The 20,529-nt window shown below is 69.0% G+C and carries 16 protein-coding genes; 15 read left to right on the top strand and 1 reads right to left on the bottom strand.

Annotated elements, in window-relative coordinates; translation table 11 throughout:
- Window positions 1-143: 143 nt before the first annotated feature.
- Window positions 144-1,022 (bottom strand): PAS domain S-box protein, encoded by an 879-nt coding sequence (locus NF616_RS07180; RefSeq protein ID WP_252272563.1) that lies wholly within the window; start codon window positions 1,020-1,022, stop codon window positions 144-146.
- Between the two features lie 224 nt (window positions 1,023-1,246).
- Here NF616_RS07180 and NF616_RS07175 point away from each other — a divergent pair, with 224 nt between their 5' ends.
- The 15 genes from NF616_RS07175 (at window position 1,247) to NF616_RS07105 (ending at window position 20,468) form a co-directional block, all read left to right on the top strand.
- Window positions 1,247-1,846, top strand: coding sequence for an NUDIX domain-containing protein (locus tag NF616_RS07175; RefSeq protein WP_252272562.1), 600 nt, complete (start codon window positions 1,247-1,249; stop codon window positions 1,844-1,846).
- Window positions 1,837-2,289: a DUF1249 domain-containing protein gene (locus NF616_RS07170; protein WP_252272561.1), complete on the top strand. Its 453-nt coding sequence runs from the start codon at window positions 1,837-1,839 to the stop codon at window positions 2,287-2,289. The genes NF616_RS07175 and NF616_RS07170 overlap by 10 nt, the downstream gene beginning before the upstream one ends.
- A gap of 162 nt (window positions 2,290-2,451) precedes the next feature.
- A complete protein-coding gene (cpdA, locus tag NF616_RS07165; protein WP_252272560.1) occupies window positions 2,452-3,267 on the top strand; it encodes a 3',5'-cyclic-AMP phosphodiesterase in 816 nt (271 codons plus the stop codon).
- A gap of 117 nt (window positions 3,268-3,384) precedes the next feature.
- A complete protein-coding gene (locus NF616_RS07160; protein WP_252272559.1) occupies window positions 3,385-3,993 on the top strand; it encodes a YqiA/YcfP family alpha/beta fold hydrolase in 609 nt (202 codons plus the stop codon).
- Between the two features lie 15 nt (window positions 3,994-4,008).
- The gene (gene parE, locus NF616_RS07155) at window positions 4,009-5,907 is read left to right on the top strand and encodes a DNA topoisomerase IV subunit B (protein WP_252272558.1); all 1,899 of its coding nucleotides are present in this window, start codon (window positions 4,009-4,011) and stop codon (window positions 5,905-5,907) included.
- A 2-nt stretch (window positions 5,908-5,909) separates the two neighbouring features.
- Window positions 5,910-6,902, top strand: a complete 993-nt coding sequence (locus NF616_RS07150; protein WP_252272911.1) for an esterase-like activity of phytase family protein — start codon at window positions 5,910-5,912, stop codon at window positions 6,900-6,902.
- Window positions 6,899-7,426 carry a retropepsin-like aspartic protease family protein gene (locus NF616_RS07145; RefSeq protein WP_252272557.1) on the top strand — a complete coding sequence of 176 codons (528 nt, stop codon included), beginning with the start codon at window positions 6,899-6,901 and terminating at the stop codon, window positions 7,424-7,426. The genes NF616_RS07150 and NF616_RS07145 overlap by 4 nt, the downstream gene beginning before the upstream one ends.
- A gap of 13 nt (window positions 7,427-7,439) precedes the next feature.
- A complete protein-coding gene (parC, locus tag NF616_RS07140) occupies window positions 7,440-9,698 on the top strand; it encodes a DNA topoisomerase IV subunit A (protein ID WP_252272556.1) in 2,259 nt (752 codons plus the stop codon).
- Window positions 9,699-9,816: 118 nt separating this feature from the next.
- The gene (locus tag NF616_RS07135; RefSeq protein WP_252272555.1) at window positions 9,817-10,524 is read left to right on the top strand and encodes a PqiC family protein; all 708 of its coding nucleotides are present in this window, start codon (window positions 9,817-9,819) and stop codon (window positions 10,522-10,524) included.
- A gap of 116 nt (window positions 10,525-10,640) precedes the next feature.
- Window positions 10,641-10,880, top strand: a complete 240-nt coding sequence (locus tag NF616_RS07130) for an exodeoxyribonuclease VII small subunit (protein WP_252272554.1) — start codon at window positions 10,641-10,643, stop codon at window positions 10,878-10,880.
- Window positions 10,877-11,764, top strand: coding sequence for a (2E,6E)-farnesyl diphosphate synthase (gene ispA, locus NF616_RS07125; RefSeq protein ID WP_252272553.1), 888 nt, complete (start codon window positions 10,877-10,879; stop codon window positions 11,762-11,764). Before NF616_RS07130 ends, ispA begins: the two co-directional genes overlap by 4 nt.
- Before the next feature lie 117 nt (window positions 11,765-11,881).
- Window positions 11,882-15,154, top strand: a complete 3,273-nt coding sequence (locus tag NF616_RS07120) for an acetyl-CoA carboxylase family protein (protein ID WP_252272552.1) — start codon at window positions 11,882-11,884, stop codon at window positions 15,152-15,154.
- Window positions 15,155-15,164: 10 nt separating this feature from the next.
- Window positions 15,165-16,115, top strand: coding sequence for an alpha/beta fold hydrolase (locus NF616_RS07115; protein ID WP_252272551.1), 951 nt, complete (start codon window positions 15,165-15,167; stop codon window positions 16,113-16,115).
- A 147-nt stretch (window positions 16,116-16,262) separates the two neighbouring features.
- Entirely contained in the window at window positions 16,263-18,164 is a 1,902-nt protein-coding gene (gene dxs, locus NF616_RS07110; RefSeq protein ID WP_252272550.1) for a 1-deoxy-D-xylulose-5-phosphate synthase, read from the top strand.
- Window positions 18,165-18,251: 87 nt separating this feature from the next.
- Entirely contained in the window at window positions 18,252-20,468 is a 2,217-nt protein-coding gene (locus tag NF616_RS07105) for a methyl-accepting chemotaxis protein (RefSeq protein WP_252272549.1), read from the top strand.
- Window positions 20,469-20,529: the final 61 nt, after the last annotated feature.

The raw sequence follows: 20,529 nt of genomic DNA, 5'->3' as shown, positions 1-20,529 counted from the left end.
ATTAATCCAATATCAACTTAAACCATTGTTTTATAAGTATATTTTATCTGTGATCACAGATATTCAGAGCGCAGAAACGACAACCGCCCCGGAATGGGGCGGCCGTTGACGGAACCGTGGTCGAAAAAGCCGGTCGCGAGGCTCTAGCTCACCAGCTTGTGCAAGTTCTGCGGCACCCTGGCCAGCTCCCAGAGGAAGCTGTCCAGCTTGAAGGTGGAAGTGCGGATCTTCTCCTCCATCTCCTGCAGCTCGCGGCACACGTCCTGGTAGCGCTGCTCGCGGCGCACGGCGGCCAGGGCTTCGCTGATCCGCTCCGGCTGCGCGCCGACGTACTCGCGCACGCGCTTGCCATCCTTCTGCGGGCGTACCAGATAGAGGTAACGCTGCTGGTGCCAGTACGGCGTGGCGGCGATGCGCGGCGAATCCTGCAGCGCCTCGAGCTCGGCCAACAGGTTCAGGCGCAGCGACTTGAGGCTGTCCAGCTGCTCAGAGATGCGCCAGACCTTCTGCCCGAGGTTTTCCTGGTCGCCCAGTTTGTCGGCGTGGCTCTCGCGATGAGAGATGTCGGTGATGGTCAGCAGGCTGCCACGGTCGCTGCCGTCGGCGCTGGGAATCGGCGTGGCACTCATCTGCACCCAGCGCACCCGTCCGTCGCGAGCCTCGATGCGCATCGGGTAGCGCTCGGCCGATGGCCCCTGGCGACGTTGCATCAGCACCACCTCGACCAGGTCGGCGGAAATCACCTGGGCCAGCGGGCGGCCCAACGCCTCGGCCGGGGAATAGCCGAGGAACTGCTGCATGAAGGGGTTCATGTAGGTGACGCGACCGAAGGGGTCGAGCACCACCAGGCCTTCCTGGGCCTGCTCCACCAGGTTCTGGTAGCAGCGCGTGTCGCCGCTGCTGTAACAGCTGGCCACGCGTAGCTGCGGCTCCGCACCGAACTCGGCGTCGGTATAGGCCACCGGGATATCCGTGTCCGGATCGTACTGACGGAGCAGATCGATCAGCTCTGCGGCGCGCATACCCACCTCCCTGTTGAGTCGGTACAGACGTCGCCGAGTATACTCGCCGGTAGCCAATGCAAAAGACTGCCATTTGCAGGAAATGCCGAGCGGTTCTTTATTTGGCGCCGGCGCGCGGCCCGGGAACGTTCGGAGAGCGGCCTTGCCAAAGCATGTCCGCGGCGCGCACATTCAACGCTGATGCGATACGAACGCGGGGGCGACCCCGCACAAGGGGGAGTTGCATGTCACATGCCGATGTCGAGGTGCTCCAGCGTGAGACCTGTTTCAAGGGCTTCTACCGCCTGGACCGCCTGCATCTGCGCCACCGCCAGTTCGCCGGCGGCATGGGCCCGCAGCTGAGCCGCGAGCTGTTCGTGCGCCACGACGCCGTCTGCGTGCTGCCCTATGACCCGCAACGCGACACCGTGGTGCTGCTCGAGCAGTTCCGCGTCGGCGCCCTGGAAAAGAGCGCCAACCCCTGGCTGCTGGAACTGGTGGCGGGGCTGATCGACAAGGACGAACAGCCCGAGGAAGTCGCCCATCGCGAGGCCGAGGAAGAGGCCGACCTGACCCTCGCCGCGCTCTGGCCCATCACCCAGTACTACCCCTCCCCCGGCGGCTCCGACGAGCGCGTCCATCTTTATCTCGGCCGTTGCGACAGCGAAGGCGTCGGCGGCGTGCACGGCCTGGCCGAGGAAGGCGAGGACATCCGCGTGCATGTCTGGCCCCTGGAAGGCGCCCTGCAGGCCATCAAGGATGGCCGCATCGATAACGCCGCCAGCATCATCGCCCTGCAGTGGCTGGCGCTGAACCGCGCCGAAGTGCGAGGGCTGTGGGCGTGAACCTGCTGCGCGAGCGCTACCGCGTCGACCTGGTCGAGCTGCAGGCCGCCTGCGAGGCCAACTATGCGCGCCTGCTGCGCCTGCTGCCGGACATGCGCGAGGCCGAAGGCGAGCGCCGCGTGGCGGTCAGCCAGGGCGATCTGCTGCTCGGCGTGCTGGTGGTTCGCGTCCTCGAGAATTGCCCCTACACCACCACGCTGGAGGTGCGCCAGGAGCACAGCCTGCCCTGGCTGCCGGTGCCGCGCCTGGAGGTGCGGGCCTACCACGACGCACGCATGGCCGAGGTGATCGGCGCGGAAAACGCCCGGCGCTTCCGCAGCATCTACCCCTATCCCAACGCCGCCATGCACCAGCCGGACGAGAAGACCCAGCTCAACCTGTTCCTCGGCGAATGGCTGAGCCACTGCATCGCCTGCGGCCACGAGCTCGTCCCGGTGCTCTGACCGTTGCCTCGGCGACCTCGCGAGCCGCATGGCCGCGGGAATCGCGCAGTCGATGAAACGGCCAGGTTGCAACCGCGCAAATGTGACAGGTTCACGTTTGTCGGGTTTACCGAATCGCCGTTCACCCACCATAATCCTGGGAACCCGCTCAGGAGTTGGCCCTTGTCGCGCCCGTCGTCTCTTGTCCCCGATCGTCCGGTTCTGCTGGTGCAGCTGTCGGACAGCCACCTTTTTGCCGAGCCGGACGGCAAGCTGCTGGGCATGAACACGCACGACAGCCTGGAAAAGGTGGTCGAGCAGGTACGGGCTGAACAGCAGGACATCGACCTGATCCTGGCCACCGGCGACCTCTCCCAGGACGGCAGCGTGGCCTCCTACCGGCATTTCCACGAACTCACTTCGGGCCTCGAGGCCACGACCCGCTGGTTCCCCGGCAACCACGACGAGCTGCCCGCCATGCGCGAAGCCTGCGCCGGCAGCGACCTGCTGCAACCGGTGGTGGACCTGGGCCAGTGGCGCATTATCCTCCTCGATTCTTCGATTCCCGGCGCAGTACCCGGCTACCTGGCCGACGACCAGCTGGCGCTGCTGGAGAAGGCGCTGAGCGAAGCGCCCGAACGCCATCACCTGGTGTGCTTCCATCACCATCCGGTGCCCATCGGCTGCAAGTGGATGGAGCCGATCGGCATTCGCAACCCGGACGCCCTGTTCGCCGTGCTGGAACGCCACGCGCAGGTCAGGGCGGTGCTCTGGGGCCACGTGCATCAGGAGTTCGACCGCCAGCGAGGCGATATCCGCCTGCTCGCCTCGCCGTCCACCTGCGTGCAGTTCGCCCCGGGCAGCGAAGAATTCCAGGTCGGCAGCGAGGCCCCCGGCTATCGCTGGCTGCGCCTGCACGCCGACGGGCGGCTGGAGACCGGCGTATCGCGGGTCACCGGCATCGATTTCGAGGTGGACTACAGCATCAAGGGCTATTGAGCCTGCGCGTCGCCCACCGTCCTTCCCACTTCCCCGCAGCCGGAAACGGGCGCCAGGCCCGGGCCCCGGATGTCAATGCTTGCGGCTGGCGCCGCCTAGCTTGTAGCCTCCCGCTCCATGAATCCCAGCATCCTCTATATCCACGGCCTCAACAGCTCGCCGGCCTCGACCAAGGCCAGCCAGTTGCTGAAGGTGGCCGAACACTGTGGCATCGCCCGGCAACTGCGCGTGCCGGCCCTGCACCACCATCCGCGTCAGGCCATGCAGCAGCTGCAGGCGGCGATCACCGAGCTGGGCCGGCCGCTGCTGGTCGGCAGTTCCCTGGGCGGCTACTACTCCACGTTCCTCGCCGAGCAGCATGGCCTCGATGCCGTGCTGATCAACCCGGCCGTGCGTCCGCACCGGCTGTTCGGCGGCAAGGAAATCGAGCAGACCAACCACTACACCGGCGAGACCTGGCTGTTGACCCACGACCACGTCACCGCCCTGCGCGAGCTGGAAACGCCCGAGCCGCGCGACCCCGCACGCTATCGGGTGTGGCTGCAGACGCTGGATGAAACCCTGGACTACCGCCAGGCCGAGGCCTTCTACCGGGGCGGCGGCCTGGACATCCGGGAAGGCGGTGACCACAGCTACCAGGGCTTCGCCCTGCGCATCCCGGAGATTCTCGCACTGGCCGGCTTCGCCCCCGCCCTCTGGGCCGACTTCGACTTTTCCACCCTTTAAAGACCCCGAGAGACCATGGCTCAACAGAACGCCTACAACGCCGATGCCATCGAAGTACTGTCCGGTCTGGACCCGGTGCGCAAGCGCCCGGGCATGTACACCGACACCGCGCGGCCCAACCACCTGGCCCAGGAAGTCATCGACAACAGCGTCGACGAGGCGCTGGCCGGCCATGCCGAATCGATCCAGGTCATCCTCCACGAGGACAACTCGCTGGAAGTGATCGACAACGGCCGCGGCATGCCGGTGGACATCCACCCGGAAGAAGGCATCCCCGGGGTCGAGCTGATCCTCACCAAGCTGCACGCCGGCGGCAAGTTCTCCAACAAGAACTACCAGTTCTCCGGCGGCCTGCACGGCGTCGGCATCTCGGTGGTCAACGCCCTGTCCAATCAGGTGGAAGTGAAGGTAAAGCGCGACGGCAGCGAGTACCGCATGACCTTCGCCGACGGCTTCAAGGCCACCGACCTGGAAGTGATCGGCAGCGTCGGCAAGCGCAACACCGGCACCAGCGTGCGCTTCTGGCCCGACCCGCAGTATTTCGATTCGCCCAAGTTCTCCATCAGCCGCCTCAAGCACGTGCTCAAGGCCAAGGCCGTGCTGTGCCCGGGCCTGGAGGTCACCTTCGCCGACAAGAACAACGGCGAGACCACCCGCTGGTACTACGAGGACGGCCTGCGCTCCTACCTCGTCGACGCGGTGACCGAGCACGTGCGCCTGCCCGAGGAGCCGTTCTGCGGCAGCCTGGCCGGCAACAAGGAGGCGGTGGACTGGGCCCTGCTGTGGCTGCCCGAGGGCGGCGAGTCGCTGCAGGAGAGCTACGTCAACCTGATCCCCACCGCCCAGGGCGGCACCCATGTCAACGGCCTGCGCCAGGGTCTGCTGGACGCCATGCGCGAGTTCTGCGAGTTCCGCAACCTGCTGCCGCGCGGCGTGAAGCTGGCGCCGGAAGACGTCTGGGAACGCATCGCCTTCGTCCTCTCGATGAAGATGCAGGACGCCCAGTTCTCCGGCCAGACCAAGGAGCGGCTGTCCTCCCGCGAGGCCGCCGCCTTCGTGTCTGGAGTCGTGAAAGACGCCTTCAGCCTGTGGCTCAACGCGCATCCGGAAACCGGCCTGCTGCTGGCCGAGCAGGCCATCGGCAACGCCGGCCGCCGCCTCAAGGCCGGCAAGAAGGTCGAGCGCAAGAAGATCACCCAGGGCCCGGCCCTGCCCGGCAAGCTGGCCGACTGCGCGGGCCAGGACCCGATGCGCGCCGAGCTGTTCCTGGTCGAGGGTGACTCCGCCGGCGGCTCTGCCAAGCAGGCCCGCGACAAGGAGTTCCAGGCCATCATGCCGCTGCGCGGCAAGATCCTGAACACCTGGGAAGTGGACGGCGGCGAAGTCCTGGCCTCCCAGGAAGTGCACGACATCGCCGTGGCCATCGGCATCGACCCGGGATCAAACGACCTGTCGCAGCTGCGCTACGGCAAGATCTGCATCCTCGCCGACGCCGACTCCGACGGCCTGCACATCGCCACCCTGCTGTGCGCCCTGTTCGTGCGCCACTTCCGCCCGCTGGTGGAGGCCGGTCACGTCTACGTGGCCATGCCGCCGCTGTACCGCATCGACCTGGGCAAGGAGATCTTCTACGCCCTGGACGACGCCGAGCGCGACGGCATCCTCGACCGCCTGGTGGCCGAGAAACGCCGTGGCAAGCCGCAGGTCACCCGCTTCAAGGGCCTCGGCGAGATGAACCCGCCGCAGCTGCGCGAGACCACCATGGACCCCAACACCCGCCGCCTGGTGCAGCTGGGCCTGGACGACTTCGAGGCGACCCGCGAAGTGATGGACATGCTGCTGGCGAAGAAGCGCGCCGGCGATCGTAAGAGCTGGCTGGAAACCAAGGGCAACCTGGCCGAGGTCCTGGCGTGAGGTTGAGCCTGGCCCTGGCCCTGGCCGGCCTGCTGCTGGCTGGCACGACGTTCGCCGCCGAAAAACCGGCCGATCCCGTCCAGCTGGAGCTGCTCGCCGAACACCCGGTGGAGGGCATGGCCGGCGGCAACCTGTCCGGGCTGACCCGCTGCGGCGAGGAATGGCTGGCGATTTCCGACCGCGAAGACGACCGCCTGTACAGCCTCAAGCCGGGCGACGGCGCCTGGCAGGCCGACGCCGAGACCTTCGACGCACCGCCGGTGCCGCCCAGCGCCCTGCCCTGGGGCCTGCGCATGCGCACCTGGGCGGTCAATCTGGTGCGCCCAGGCAAGCTGGACTTCGAGAGCATCGGCTGCGACGACAAGGGCAATCGCTATCTGCTCAGCGAGGCGCATGTCGCGCTGCTGCAGGTCGGCCCCAGCGGCATGGCCGAATGGCTGCCGCTGCCCGACACGCTGATCCGCCAGGCCCGCGCCAGCGGCATGCTGCTGCGTCACAACGCGCTGCTCGAAGGCCTGGCCATCGACCCCGCCGGCACGCGCCTGTGGCTGGCCGCCGAGCGCGAGCGCCGCGGCCTGCTGGTGCTGCATCTGGAGAAGGGCCGCTGGCGCTGCACCGGCGGCTGCATCCTGATGTCCGAGGCGGGCCAGCTGCGTTCGCCGCTCACGCCCCAGAGCGACACGCGCTACCCGCGCAGCTTCGGCGACCTGGTCTTCCACGACGACAAACTGTTCAGCCTGGAGCGCCTGGAACACCGCATCTGCCGGCGCAACCCGAGTACCGGCGCGCAAGAGAAGTGCTGGTCGTTCAGCGCCGCCGCGCAGGAGAGCGGGCGCGTCTATCCCGAGCCCTACGGCGCCGCCGAGGCACTCTGGCTGGACGAGGAAGGCGCCTGGCTGGGCCTGGACAACAACGACCTGGCCCGGGCCGACGGCGAGCGCCGCCCGCTGCTGTGGCAGTTCAAGCCACCGGCCGGCGGCTGGAGCGCAAAGTGAGCGAACGCCCTGCCGGTCAGCGTGCCGCCCGCGTGATGCTGGTGCTGGCCTGGATCGCCGCGCTGGCCCTGGCCACCCACTGGTTCGCCGACTGGGAGGACGGCCGCGACAATCCCAACCGCCAGCCGCAGTCGGTGCATGGCAACGGCTACATCGAAGTCAGCCTGGCCAGCAGCCGCGGCGGCCACTACGTGCTGGACGGGCAGATCGACGGCCGCACCGTGACCTTCCTGCTCGACACCGGCGCCACCGCCGTGGCCGTGCCGCAGAAGCTGGCCGGCGAACTGGGCCTGAAGCCCGGCGCGGCGGTGCAGATCCGCACCGCCAACGGCATCGCCACCGGCTGGCGCACCCGCCTCGGCCTGCTGCAGCTCGGCGACATCCAGCTGCGCGACGTGGCGGCGCTGATCACCCCCGGCATGGACGGGGACGAGGTGCTGCTCGGCATGAGCGCCCTCAAGCAACTCGAATTCACCCAGAAGGGCGGCACCCTGGTGCTGCGCCAATCCACATCGATGCAATGACCATGAGGCACGCATGAGCGACACCCTCGACCTGAGCCTGGAAGGCGTGGAGCGCCGGTCGCTGGCCGACTTCACCGAGCAGGCTTATCTCAACTACTCCATGTACGTGATCATGGACCGCGCACTGCCGCACATCGGCGACGGCCTCAAGCCGGTGCAGCGCCGCATCGTCTATGCCATGAGCGAGCTGGGCCTGGACGCCGACTCCAAGCACAAGAAGTCGGCGCGCACCGTCGGCGACGTGCTCGGCAAGTACCACCCGCACGGCGACAGCGCCTGCTACGAGGCCATGGTGCTGATGGCCCAGCCGTTCAGCTACCGCTACACGCTGGTCGATGGCCAGGGCAACTGGGGTGCGCCGGACGATCCCAAGTCCTTCGCCGCCATGCGTTACACCGAGGCGCGCCTGTCGCGCTACTCCGAGGTGCTGCTGTCCGAGCTGGGCCAGGGCACCGTGGACTGGGTGCCGAACTTCGACGGCACCATGGACGAGCCGGCGACCCTGCCGGCGCGCCTGCCCAACCTCTTGCTAAACGGCACCACCGGCATCGCCGTGGGCATGGCCACCGACGTGCCGCCGCACAACCTGCGTGAAGTCGCCAGCGCCTGCGTGCGCCTGCTCGACGAGCCGGGCGCCGGCGTCGAACAGCTGATGGAACACGTGCAGGGCCCGGACTTCCCCACCGAGGCGGAGATCATCACCCCGCGCAGTGATCTGCTGAAGATCTACCAGACCGGCCGCGGCTCGGTGCGCATGCGCGCCGTGTACCGCGTCGAGGACGGCGACATCGTGGTCGCCGCCCTGCCGCACCAGGTTTCCGGGGCCAAGGTGCTGGAGCAGATCGCCGCGCAGATGCAGGCCAAGAAGCTGCCGATGGTCGCCGACCTGCGCGACGAGTCGGACCACGAGAACCCCTGCCGCATCGTCATCATCCCGCGCTCCAATCGCGTGGATGCCGAAGAGCTGATGACCCACCTGTTCGCCACCACCGATCTGGAGTCCAGCTACCGGGTCAACACCAACGTCATCGGTCTCGACGGCAAGCCGCAGGTGAAAGACCTGCGCACCCTGCTGACCGAGTGGCTGCAGTACCGCGTGGGCACCGTGCGCCGCCGCCTGCAGTTCCGCCTGGACAAGGTGGAGAAGCGCCTGCACCTGTTGGAAGGCTTGCTCATCGCCTTCCTCAACCTCGACGAGGTGATCCGCATCATCCGCACCGAGGACTCGCCCAAGCCGGTGCTGATGGAAACCTTTGGCCTGACCGACGTGCAGGCCGACTACATCCTCGACACCCGCCTGCGCCAGCTGGCGCGCCTGGAAGAGATGAAGATCCGCGGCGAGCAGGACGAGCTGGCCAAGGAACGCGACAAGCTGCTGGCCCTGCTCGGCAGCGAGGCCAAGCTGAAGAAGTTGGTGCGCCAGGAGATCCTCGCCGACGCCGAGAAGTACGGTGATGAGCGCCGCTCGCCGATCGTCGCCCGTGCCGAGGCCCGCGCCCTGTCGGAAACCGAGCTGATGCCGACCGAGCCGGTCACCGTGGTCCTCTCGGAAAAGGGCTGGGTGCGTTGCGCCAAGGGCCACGACATCGATGCCACCGGCCTGTCCTACAAGGCCGGCGACGGCTTCAAGGCCGCCGCGCCGGGGCGCTCGAACCAGTACGCCGTATTTATCGATTCGACGGGCCGCAGCTACTCGCTGGCCGCCCATAGCCTGCCTTCCGCACGCGGCCAGGGCGAGCCGCTGACCGGCCGCCTGACCCCGCCACCGGGCGCGAGCTTCGACTGCGTGCTGCTGCCGGACGACAGCGCCTTGTACGTGATCGCCTCCGACGCCGGCTACGGCTTCGTGGTCAAGGGCGAGGATCTGCAGGCCAAGAACAAGGCCGGCAAGGCGCTGCTCAGCCTGCCCAATGGCGCCCAAGTGGTGCCGCCCAAGCCGGTGGCCAGCGTCGAGAACGACTGGCTGGCGGCGGTGACCACCGAGGGTCGCCTGCTGTTGTTCAAGGTCGCCGACCTGCCGCAACTGGGCAAAGGCAAGGGCAACAAGATCATCGGCATCCCCGGTGAACGCGTGGCCAGTCGCGAGGAATACCTCACCGACCTGGCCGTGCTGCCCAGCGGCGCCACCCTGGTGCTGCAGGCCGGCAAGCGCACCCTGTCGCTCAAGCCCGACGACCTGGAGCACTACAAGGGCGAGCGCGGGCGGCGTGGCAACAAGCTGCCACGCGGCTTCCAGCGGGTCGATGCGCTGCAGGTAGAGGCGCCTGCCTGAGCCCAAGCGCAGCGGCAAGCCGTGCCGTAGAGCGCCGCGGGCTGGAGTCTGCGGCGACTTTGACGGATCATGTGCGGCCTTGACGTAGATTCCGGCCGCCCGCGGCCCAGGTGAAAAGATGAGACTGCTGCGCCTCCCCACCATACTGCTGCTGACCGGCCTGCTCGGCCTGGTCGGCTGCACGGCGCACCAACCGGTACCGCTGTATCAGCTGGACAACGGCAATGCCGAGATCCCCAGCCAGACCCAGGGCGTATCCGTATTGCTCGGCCCCGTCTCGGTGGCCGATTACCTGCAGCGCGAATCCCTGCTGCAACGCCAGAACGACGGCAGCCTGCTGGCCGCCGACGATGCCCGCTGGGCCGGCAACCTCGCTGGCGACATCGACCAGCTGCTGCTGCGCCAGCTGGCCTGGCGCCTGGACAGCCAGCGCACCGTGCTGGCCCCCACCAGCGCTGAATTCAAACCGGACGTACAGGTGCTGCTGAACATCATCCGCCTGGACTCCGGCCCGTCCCACCCGGCCGTGCTCGAGGCCCAGTGGCGCCTGCTGGACCGTTCCGGCCAGCTGCGCGACAGCCACCTGCTGCGCCTGGAAGAAGCCCACAGCGGCACCACCGCCGACCAGGTGCAGGCGCAGAGCCGCCTGCTGCGCCAGCTGGCCCAGCGCCTGGCCGCGGCCATCGAGCCACTGCGCAACCAGCCGATCGCCGAGGCACCGAAGCCGACGCCGGCACCACAGCGGGCGGCCAAGCCGCAGGCCGCGGAACCGAAGATCCCGCTGGTCGCACCGACCCGCAGCAGCGGCGAAGTGCTGCGCTTCTGACCGCGCCGGCGAGCGGCGGGCGCCATCGCCAACCTGCTCGCCCCTGGCCGGTTTGCCCCGCCACGCGGCGCTCTGCTAGTGTCGCGCCCGACCCCATTTTCCGCCGAGACCCGCCCATGGCACGCAAGAAAGCCGTCGACTTCGAAACCTCCCTCGCCGAGCTGCAGAGCCTGGTCGAGCGCCTGGAGAGCGGCGAACTGTCGCTGGAAGACTCGCTGGGCGCCTTCGAGCAGGGCATCCGCCTGACCCGCGAGTGCCAGGCCTCCCTGGCCCAGGCCGAGCAGAAGGTGCAGCAGTTGCTCGAGCGCGACGGCGAACTGGAGGAAGTGCCCTTCGACGCGGACCCGCAGGCATGATCGGCGCCTACCAGCAGCGCTGCCAGGCGCGGGTCGACGCAGCCCTGGAAGAACTCTTCGACGTCCCCCGCAGCGAGCTGGCTCGCCTGTACCAGGCCATGCGCTACAGCGTGGTCAACGGCGGCAAGCGGGTGCGCCCGCTGCTGGTCTATGCCGCCTGTGAGGCGCTGGACGGCGACCTCGAGCGTGCCGATGGCGCCGCCTGCGCGGTGGAGCTGATCCACGCCTACTCCCTGGTCCACGATGACCTGCCGGCCATGGACGACGACGACCTGCGCCGCGGCCAGCCGACCACCCACATCGCCTATGACGAGGCCTGCGCCATCCTCGCCGGCGACGGTCTGCAGAGCCTGGCCTTCGCCGCCCTGGCCGATGCCCGGCGCAACCCGGTCGATCCGGAGTTGCGCCTGTCCATGGTCCTCGGCCTGGCCCGCGCCGCCGGCCCGGCCGGCATGGTCGGCGGCCAGGCCATCGACCTCGAGTCCGTAGGCCGCGAGCTCGACCAGCAGGCCCTGGAAACCATGCACCGGCACAAGACCGGCGCACTGATCGAGGCCAGCGTGCAGCTCGGCGCCCTGGCCAGCGGCAAGGCCGATGTGGCCAGCCTGCGCTCGCTGCAACAGTACGCCCGCGCCGTCGGCCTGGCGTTCCAGGTGCAGGACGACATCCTCGACGTGGAGAGCGACACCGCCACCCTGGGCAAGACCCAGGGCAAGGACGAAGCCAACCACAAGCCCACCTACCCCGCGCTGCTCGGCCTGGAGCAGGCCAAGGCCTATGCGCTGGAGCTGCGCGACCAGGCCCTGCACGCCCTACGCCCATTCGGCGACAGCGCCGAGCCGCTGCGCGAGCTGGCCCGCTACGTGGTCGAGCGGCGCAGCTGAGCGCCGCCCCATCACTCGCATCAATACCCCGCCTTTCGCCTGATCAGGCTTGCTTTACCCCCGGCGCCCAGCGCCTAAGATGGCCGCATCACAAGAACCAGACCGGAGCGGTCGGCCATGCCCTTTTCCTCCCTATTGATCGCCAACCGCGGCGAGATCGCCATTCGCATCGCTCAGGCCTGTGCCGACCTCGGCATCCGCTCGGTCGCCATCTACGCCGAGGACGACGCGGCCTGCCTGCACACGCGCAAGGCCGACCTCGCCGTGCCGCTCAGGGGCCGCGGGGTGCCTGCCTACCTGGACATGGACCAGCTGATCGCCATCGCCCTGGAGCAGGGCTGCACGGCGGTACACCCCGGCTACGGTTTTCTCGCCGAGAACGCCGAGTTCGCCCGCCGTTGCCAGGCTGCCGGCCTGACCTTCGTCGGGCCGGCGCCGGAGACCCTCGAACTGTTCGGCGACAAGGCCGCCGCCAGGGCGCTGGCCGAACGCTGCGCGGTACCGCTAGTGCCGGGGCTCAACCGTGCGGTCAGCCTCGCCGAGGCGCAGACATTCCAGGCCGAACACGGCGCAGTGATGGTCAAGGCACTGGCCGGCGGCGGCGGGCGCGGCATGCGCGCGGTGAGCGCGGCCGAGGAACTGGCCGAGGCCTACGCGCGCTGCCAGTCCGAGGCGCAGGCGGCCTTCGGCAATGGTGCGCTGTACGTCGAGAAGCTGGTGCAGCGCGCCCGCCATATCGAGGTGCAGGTGCTCGGCGACGGCCAGACGGTCAGCCACCTGTGGGAGCGCGACTGCAGCCTGCAGCGGCGCAACCAGAAGCTGGTGGAGATCGCCCCCAGCCCGGACCTCGACGCATCCGCACGCGAGGCGATCATCGCCTGCGCCCTTCGCCTGGCCGGCGAGGTCGGCTATCGCGGCATCGGCACCTTCGAGTTCCTCCTCGACCTGGACAGTCCCGGCCGCTTCTATTTCATGGAGGCCAACCCGCGGGTGCAGGTCGAGCACACCGTCACCGAGCAGGTGACCGGCATCGACCTGCTGCACACCCAGCTGCGCCTGAGCGCCGGTACCAGTCTGGCCGAGCTCGGCCTGAGCAACCCGCCGACGCCGAAGGGCAGCGCCGTGCAGCTGCGCCTGAACCTGGAAACCCTGCTGGCCGATGGCAGCGCGCGCCCGGCCGCCGGCGTGCTGAGCGCCTACCAGCCGCCCGCCGGCCCCGGCCTGCGCGTCGACGGCCATGGCTACGCCGGCTACCCGGTGAGCCCGGCCTACGACTCGCTGCTGGCCAAGCTGATCGCCGCCGCGGCCGACTACCCGAGCGCCCTGCGCCGCGCCTACCGCGCCCTGTGCGAGGTGCGCCTGGAGGGCGTGGCGAGCAACCTGCACCTGCTGCAGAACCTGCTGCAGCGCGAGGAAGTGACCGGCAACCGGGTCGACACCCGCTTCGTCGAACGCCACCTGGGCGAACTGCTCGCGGCCCACGGCGCGGCGCATCCACATCACTACTTCGCCGGCAGCGGCGCGGCCGAGCGGGCGGCGCAGCGCGGCGTCGATGCCCCGCCCGGCACCGTCGCCCTGAGCGCGCCTAGCAGCGGCGTGCTGGTCGCCCTGCAGGCGACCGAGGGCGATGCCGTGGCCACCGGGCAGACGGTAGCCGTGCTGGAGGCGATGAAGATGGAATTCGAGGTGCGCGCCGAGCGCGGCGGCATCGTTCGCGCCCTGACCGTCGCACCCGGCGACGCCCTGGCCGAGGGCCAGGCCCTGCTGTTTCTCGAGCCGGCCGAAGTAGCCGGTGCCGGTGGCGACAGCGAGGAGAGCCGCGACCTCGAACATATCCGCGCCGACCTCGCCGAAGTGCTGGAGCGCCACGCGCTGCTGACCGACGAACGCCGCCCCGCGGCAGTGGCCAAGCGACGCAAGACCGGCCAGCGCACCGTGCGTGAGAATCTGGCGGACTTGCTGGATGAAGGCAGCTTCATCGAGTACGGCGCCATGGCCCTGGCCGCCCAGCGCCGCCGACGCTCCGCCGAGGAGCTGCTGGAGCTGAGCCCCGCCGACGGCCTGGTGGCCGGCATCGGCACGGTCGGCGCCGCACAGTTCGGCGAGCAGGCCGCGCGTTGCATGGCCATCGCCTACGACTACACGGTGTTCGCCGGCACCCAGGGCGTGATGAACCACAAGAAGACCGACCGCATGCTGGCCCTGGCCGAGCAGTGGCGCCTGCCCGTGGTGCTGTTCGCCGAGGGCGGTGGCGGGCGGCCCGGCGATACCGACTTCGTCGGCGTGGCCGGGCTGGATTGCCACACCTTCGTCGGCATGGCCAAGCTCTCCGGCCTGGTGCCGACCGTGGGCGTGGTCTCCGGCCGCTGCTTCGCCGGCAACGCCGCGCTGCTCGGCTGCTGCGACGTGATCATCGCCACCCGCAACGCCAGCATCGGCATGGCCGGCCCGGCGATGATCGAGGGTGGCGGCCTGGGTAGCTTCAAGCCCGAGGACGTCGGCCCCACCAGCGTGCAGGGGCCCAACGGGGTGATCGATGTGCTGGTCGAGGACGAGGCCGAGGCGGTACGGGTGGCCAGGCAGTACCTGTCCTATTTCCAGGGCCACCAGGCCGACTGGCGTTGCGCCGACCAGCGCGAGCTGCGCCACCTGATCCCGGAGAATCGCCTGCGCGTCTACGACATCCGCCAGGTCATCGCCACCCTGGCCGACGAGGACAGCGTGCTGGAGCTGCGCCGCCAGTTCGCCCATAGCCTGATCACCGCCTTCATTCGCATCGAAGGCAAGCCGTACGGCCTGATCGCCAACAACCCGGCCCACCTGGGCGGCGCCATCGACGCGGTGGCGGGTGACAAGGCCGCGCGCTTCATGCAGCTGTGCGAGGCCCACGACCTGCCCATCGTCTCGCTGTGCGACACCCCCGGCTTCATGGTCGGACCGCAGGCCGAGCAGCAGGGCACGGTGCGCCATGTGTCGCGCATGTTCGTCACCGCGGCCAGCCTGTCCGTGCCCTTCTTCACCCTGGTGCTGCGCAAGGGCTACGGCCTGGGCGCCCAGGCCATGGCCGCCGGCAGCTTCCACTCGCCCATGTTCACCGCCGCCTGGCCCAGTGGCGAGTTCGGCGCCATGGGCCTGGAAGGCGCGGTGCGCCTGGGCTTCGCCAAGGAGCTGGCGGCGCAGGAAAGCGACGCGGCGCGCCAGGCGCTGTTCGACAAGCTGGTGGGCAAGGCCTACGCCAACGGTAAGGCGTTGAACATGGCCAGTTACCTGGAGATCGATGCCGTCATCGACCCGGCCGAGAGCCGCGCCTGGCTGCTGCGCGGCCTCAATGCGGCGCCCGCCCCGGCACCGCGTACGGGCAAGAAGCGGCCCTTCGTCGACACCTGGTAGGAGCATGACCATGCACATCGAGCACCAATTACTGGCGGTCAACGGCATCGACCTCAGCCTCTACAGCACCGGCCCGGCCGACGGCCGCCCGGTGTGGCTGCTGCACGGCTTCCCCGAGTGCTGGTATGCCTGGCACCCGCAGATCGAGGCGCTGGCCGCCGCCGGCTACCGGGTGTTCGCCCCGGAGATGCGCGGCTACGGGCAGAGCAGCGCGCCGAGCGACCCGGCCGCCTATGACCTGATCACCCTGTGCGGCGATATCCAGGGCGCCATGGACGCCCTCGGCCAGACCCACGTCGCGGTGGTCGGCCACGACTGGGGCGCGCCGGTGGCCTGGCACCTGGCCCTGCTGGAGCCCGAGCGGGTGCAGGCACTCGGCGCGCTGTCCGTGCCGTTCGGTGGGCGCCCCAGGCGCCCGGCCATCGAGATGATGCGCGAGGCCTACGCCGGGCGCTTCCACTACATCCTCTACTTCCAGGAGCCGGGCCTGGCCGAGGCCGAGCTGGACGCCGACATCGGCCGCAGCCTGCGCCTGCTGCTCGGCGGCCTGGAGGGCGCGTTGCTGGCCGACAAGCCGGCCGACGCACGGCTGTTCGATGGCCTCACCGACCTGCCGCTGCCGGCCTGGTGCCCGCCGGAGCTATTCGCCGTGTACGAGCGCACCTTCGCCGGTCGCGGCTTCCACGGCGCGCTGAACTGGTACCGCAATTTCGAGCGCAACTGGCAGCGCACCGAGCACCTGGCGGATGAACAGGTCGAGCAACCGACCCTGTTCCTGCTCGGCGAACGCGACCCGGTTGGCCGCTTCGAGGCGCCGACGCTCAAACGCATGACCGCCAAGGTGCCGCGCCTGGAACAGCACCTGCTGCCCGGCTGCGGCCACTGGCTGCAGAGCGAGCGTGGAGAAGAGGTCAGCGCCCTGCTGCTGGAGTTCCTCGGCCGCCACTACCCAAGCGCCTAAGCCGGAGCGACCGCAGGGTGCGCCGCGCGCACCGCCGACACCAGCACAGCCCGCCCCGCGGGGCCGCAGCAGACCGATGGCAGTTTGGGCAGCGAGCGGCGCTTCAGGTAAACTGCCGCATCTTTTACACCTATAACGATTCGCCTGATGTCGACCACCTTTCACGAGATTCCCCGTGAGCGCCCCGCCACGCCCCTGCTGGACAGCGCGGAGACACCGGACGGCCTGCGCCGCCTGGCGGAAAGCGAGCTGGAAACGCTTGCCGACGAGCTGCGCCAGTACCTGCTGTACAGCGTCGGCCAGACCGGCGGGCATTTCGGCGCCGGCCTCGGCGTGGTCGAGCTGACCATCGCCCTGCACTACGTCCTCGACACCCCGGAAGACCGCCTGGTGTGGGACGTCGGCCATCAGGCCTATCCGCACAAGATCCTCACCGGCCGTCGCGAGCGCATGAACACCCTGCGCCAGAAGGACGGGCTGGCCGCCTTCCCGCGGCGCGGCGAGAGCGAATACGACACCTTCGGCGTCGGCCACTCCAGCACCAGCATCAGCGCGGCCCTGGGCATGGCCATCGCCGCGCGCATGCAGGGCAGCCCGCGCAAGGCCGTGGCGGTGATCGGCGACGGCGCGCTCACCGCCGGCATGGCCTTCGAGGCGCTCAACCACGCCTCGGACGTCAAGGCCAACATGCTCGTCGTGCTCAACGACAACGACATGTCGATCTCCAAGAACGTCGGCGGCCTGTCCAACTACCTGGCCAAGATCATCTCCAGCCGCACCTATTCGAGCATGCGCGAGGGCAGCAAGAAGATCCTCTCGCGCCTGCCCGGCGCCTGGGAGATCGCGCGCAAGGTCGAGGAACACGCCAAGGGCATGCTGGTGCCCGGCACCCTGTTCGAGGAGCTGGGCTGGAACTACGTCGGCCCCATCGACGGCCACGACCTGCCGACCCTGATCACCACCCTGCGCAACATGCGCGACCTGGACGGCCCGCAATTCCTCCACGTGGTGACCAAGAAGGGCAAGGGCTTCGCCCCGGCCGAGGTCGACCCCATCGGCTATCACGCCATCACCAAGCTGGAGCCGATCAAGGCCACCGCGCCGGTCGCCCCGAAGCTGGCGTCCGGGCCCAAGTATTCCGCGGTATTCGGCCAGTGGCTGTGCGACATGGCCGAGGAAGACCCGAGACTGGTCGGCATCACCCCGGCGATGAAGGAAGGCTCCGACCTGGTGGCCTTCGCCGACAGGTTCCCCGAGCGCTACTTCGACGTCGCCATCGCCGAGCAGCACGCGGTGACCCTGGCCGCCGGCATGGCCTGCGACGGCGCTAAGCCGGTGGTGGCGATCTACTCCACCTTCCTGCAGCGCGCCTACGACCAGCTGATCCACGACGTGGCCGTGCAGCATCTCGACGTGCTGTTCGCCATCGACCGCGCCGGCCTGGTCGGCGAGGACGGCCCGACCCACGCGGGCAGCTTCGACATTTCCTATCTGCGCTGCATCCCCGGCATGCTGATCGCCACGCCCAGCGACGAAAACGAGCTGCGCCTGCTGCTCACCACCGGCTATCACTTCCCGGGCCCGGCGGCCGTGCGCTACCCACGCGGCGGCGGCCCCAACGCAGTCATCGAACCGGCGCTGGAAGGCGTGGAGATCGGCAAGGCGGTGGTGCGCCGCCAGGGCAAGGGCGTTGCGTTGCTGGCCTTCGGCGTACAGCTGAGCGAGGCCCTCAGGGTCGGCGAGACGCTGGATGCCACGGTGGTGGACATGCGCTTCGTCAAACCCCTCGACGAAGCCCTGCTGCGCGAGCTGGCCGGCAGCCACGACCTGCTGGTAACCCTCGAGGAAAACGCGGTGATGGGCGGTGCGGGCGGCGCGGTCAGCGAATTCCTCGCCGCGGAGAACCTGCTCAAGCCGCTGCTGCACCTGGGCCTGCCCGACTACTACGTGGAACACGCCAAGCCGGCGCAGATGCTCGCCGAATGCGGCCTGGACCAGGCCGGCATCGAATCAGCCATCCGCCAGCGCCTCGCCCTGCTCACCGCCTGACCCCTCGCCTCGCACCGGCCTGCTTCTTGCACTGTTGTCCCGGATAACAACAAGGAACGGGGCCGTCCGCGACGGCAGGAGTCATGTATGCCGCTGCTCAGTCATCGAATGACCTTCAGGGATCACGAGCGCCGCTGGCTGCCCTGGCTGGGGCGCAACGGCAAGGTGGCGCTGGGCTGGTCCTGGCTGCTCAACCGCGGCCAGGCGGCTCAGATCGAGAAAACCTTCGCCGGCCTGGCGCAGAGCCGTGTCGAGCTGCTGGTGGGTTGGGCTCGCCAGCACTGGCAGGCTCTGGAGCTGATCGGCGACGGTCTCGGCCAGGCCTGGCCGAGACCGTCGAACGATGCCCTGGAGCAGGCGCGAGCGCACATGCCGGAGATATCCGAGCTGTTCGTGGTGGCCGGCGACGGCCGCGTGCTCGCCTCCAGCCATAGGCCACGGGCAGGCCAGCGCCACGATCCGGACGCCGTCGCCGCCGGCATGCGGGCGCCCTTCCTGCGTGGCCCTTACGTCGATGAGCTGACCCTGCAACTCGGCGCCACTACTTCCCAGTTCCACGATGCCGTGACGCTTATGTTCCACCAGCCGCTGCGCCACGCTGGCCGGGTGGTCGGCTGCCTGTGCGCGCGCATTCCCAACGACGTGCTCAGCGACCTGATCCAGCGCGAGGCCGGCCACGTCTACCGTGATTCCGGTGACAACTACCTGTTCATGGTGCAGAGCGCCTACGACCCGAGCATCGCCCCCGGCACCGCGCTGTCACGCTCGCGCTTCGAGGACGCCACCTTCAGCGGCGGCGACAACCTGAAACAGGGCATTCGCACTCCGTTCGGCACTATTCGTGTGCAGAAACACACCGAGTTCGAACTGCGCTTCACCGCCCCGGCCACCGGCGAACTGCACCCCGGCGTGCGCGAGACCATCCGCCACGGCAGCAACCTGTTCGTGCTTTATCCGGGATACCCCGACTACCGCCATGTACCGGTGATCGGTGCCGGTCTGACCCTGCGTCTACCCGGCTCGCCGGATACCTGGGGCATGATGTGCGAGGGCGACCTGGAGGAAGTCTATCGCCGGCGCGGCTTCAGCTACTCGCTGAGCCGCCAATTGCTGCTCGGCCTGTGCGCCCTCGGCGGCTTGCAGATGGCCCTCGACGCTCAGTTGCCACAGCAGGCGGCCGCCCTCACCTTTGCCGCCGCCGGCCTGCTGCTGGGCGCCTTCTGGGCCTTCAGTCTGCACCCGCGGGCGCGCAAGCTGCAGGCGCTGTCGGACTTCTTCCTGGAGACGGCCGAATGCGGCGCGCCGCTGAGCAACCGCCTCGGCGTGGCAGACTTCGGCCGCGACGAGGCCGGCGCGCTGGCAGGCTGGATCAACAGTTTCGTCGACAAGATGGACCACACCATGCAGGGCATCGTCGCCGCCGGCGATGCCCTGCGGCGCACCTCCGACGCCCTCGGCCAAACCTCGGCCAACGCATCCCAGTGCGCGGTCCAGGGCCAGGCTGCGGCGGTGTCCACCGCGCGGGCCATGCTGGAGGTGAACCACAGCATCGGCCACGCCACCGAACACATCCTCGATAGCGAAAGCGCCTCGCGCCAGGCCCTGCAGATGAGCCGCGAGGGGAGCGAGGCGGTGCGCCAGAACGCCGAGGACGTGGGCCAACTGGCCGCGCGCATCGAACAGTCGAGCCAGGCCCTGCAGGCGCTTAACAGGCAGACGGAGGAAATCCAGCACGTCACCGAGTCGATTCACGCCATCGCCGACCAGACCAACCTGCTGGCGCTCAACGCCGCCATCGAGGCCGCGCGCGCCGGTGACAGCGGCCGCGGCTTCGCCGTGGTCGCCGACGAGGTACGCGGCCTGGCGCAACGTACGGCCCAGTCGACCCAGCAAATCGCCGGCACCCTCGAAAGCGTGCGCCAGCAGACGCTGCAGGCCATGGCGGCAATGCGGTCCTGCCAGGAGGCGGCGCAGCGCGGCGTGGCACGCTCCCACGAGGCGAACGCTGCGCTGCAACGCATTCAAGGCGAGGTCGAGGCCATGCAGGACCGGCTCGGCCAGATCAGTCAGTCCATGCGCCAACAGCTCGGGCAGGTCAAGGCGGTAACCGACCAGGCCCAGGCCATCACCGGTGCGGCCGAGCGCAGCAGCCAAAGCGCCGATGAAACCCGCCAGGCCGCGCAGACTCTGGCCCAGCTGGTGCTCGACCTGCACAAAACCGCCAGCCGCCTGGGCCATCAGAACGGTGCACAGCGTACGGCCGATGCCAGCGGTGACATCCGCCGAGAGCCGGCGCGGGCCTGATCCGCCCATCGCACATGAGCGATGCTCAAGCGCACCGCAGCTAAACTTGCTTGAGATTCAA

The sequence above is a fragment of the Pseudomonas subflava genome, from assembly GCF_023823685.1.
GTDB classification, from domain to species: Bacteria; Pseudomonadota; Gammaproteobacteria; order Pseudomonadales; family Pseudomonadaceae; genus Aquipseudomonas; species Aquipseudomonas subflava.
The sequence above is the reverse complement of the archived record's forward strand: the minus strand, read 5'-3'. Positions and strand labels throughout refer to the sequence as shown.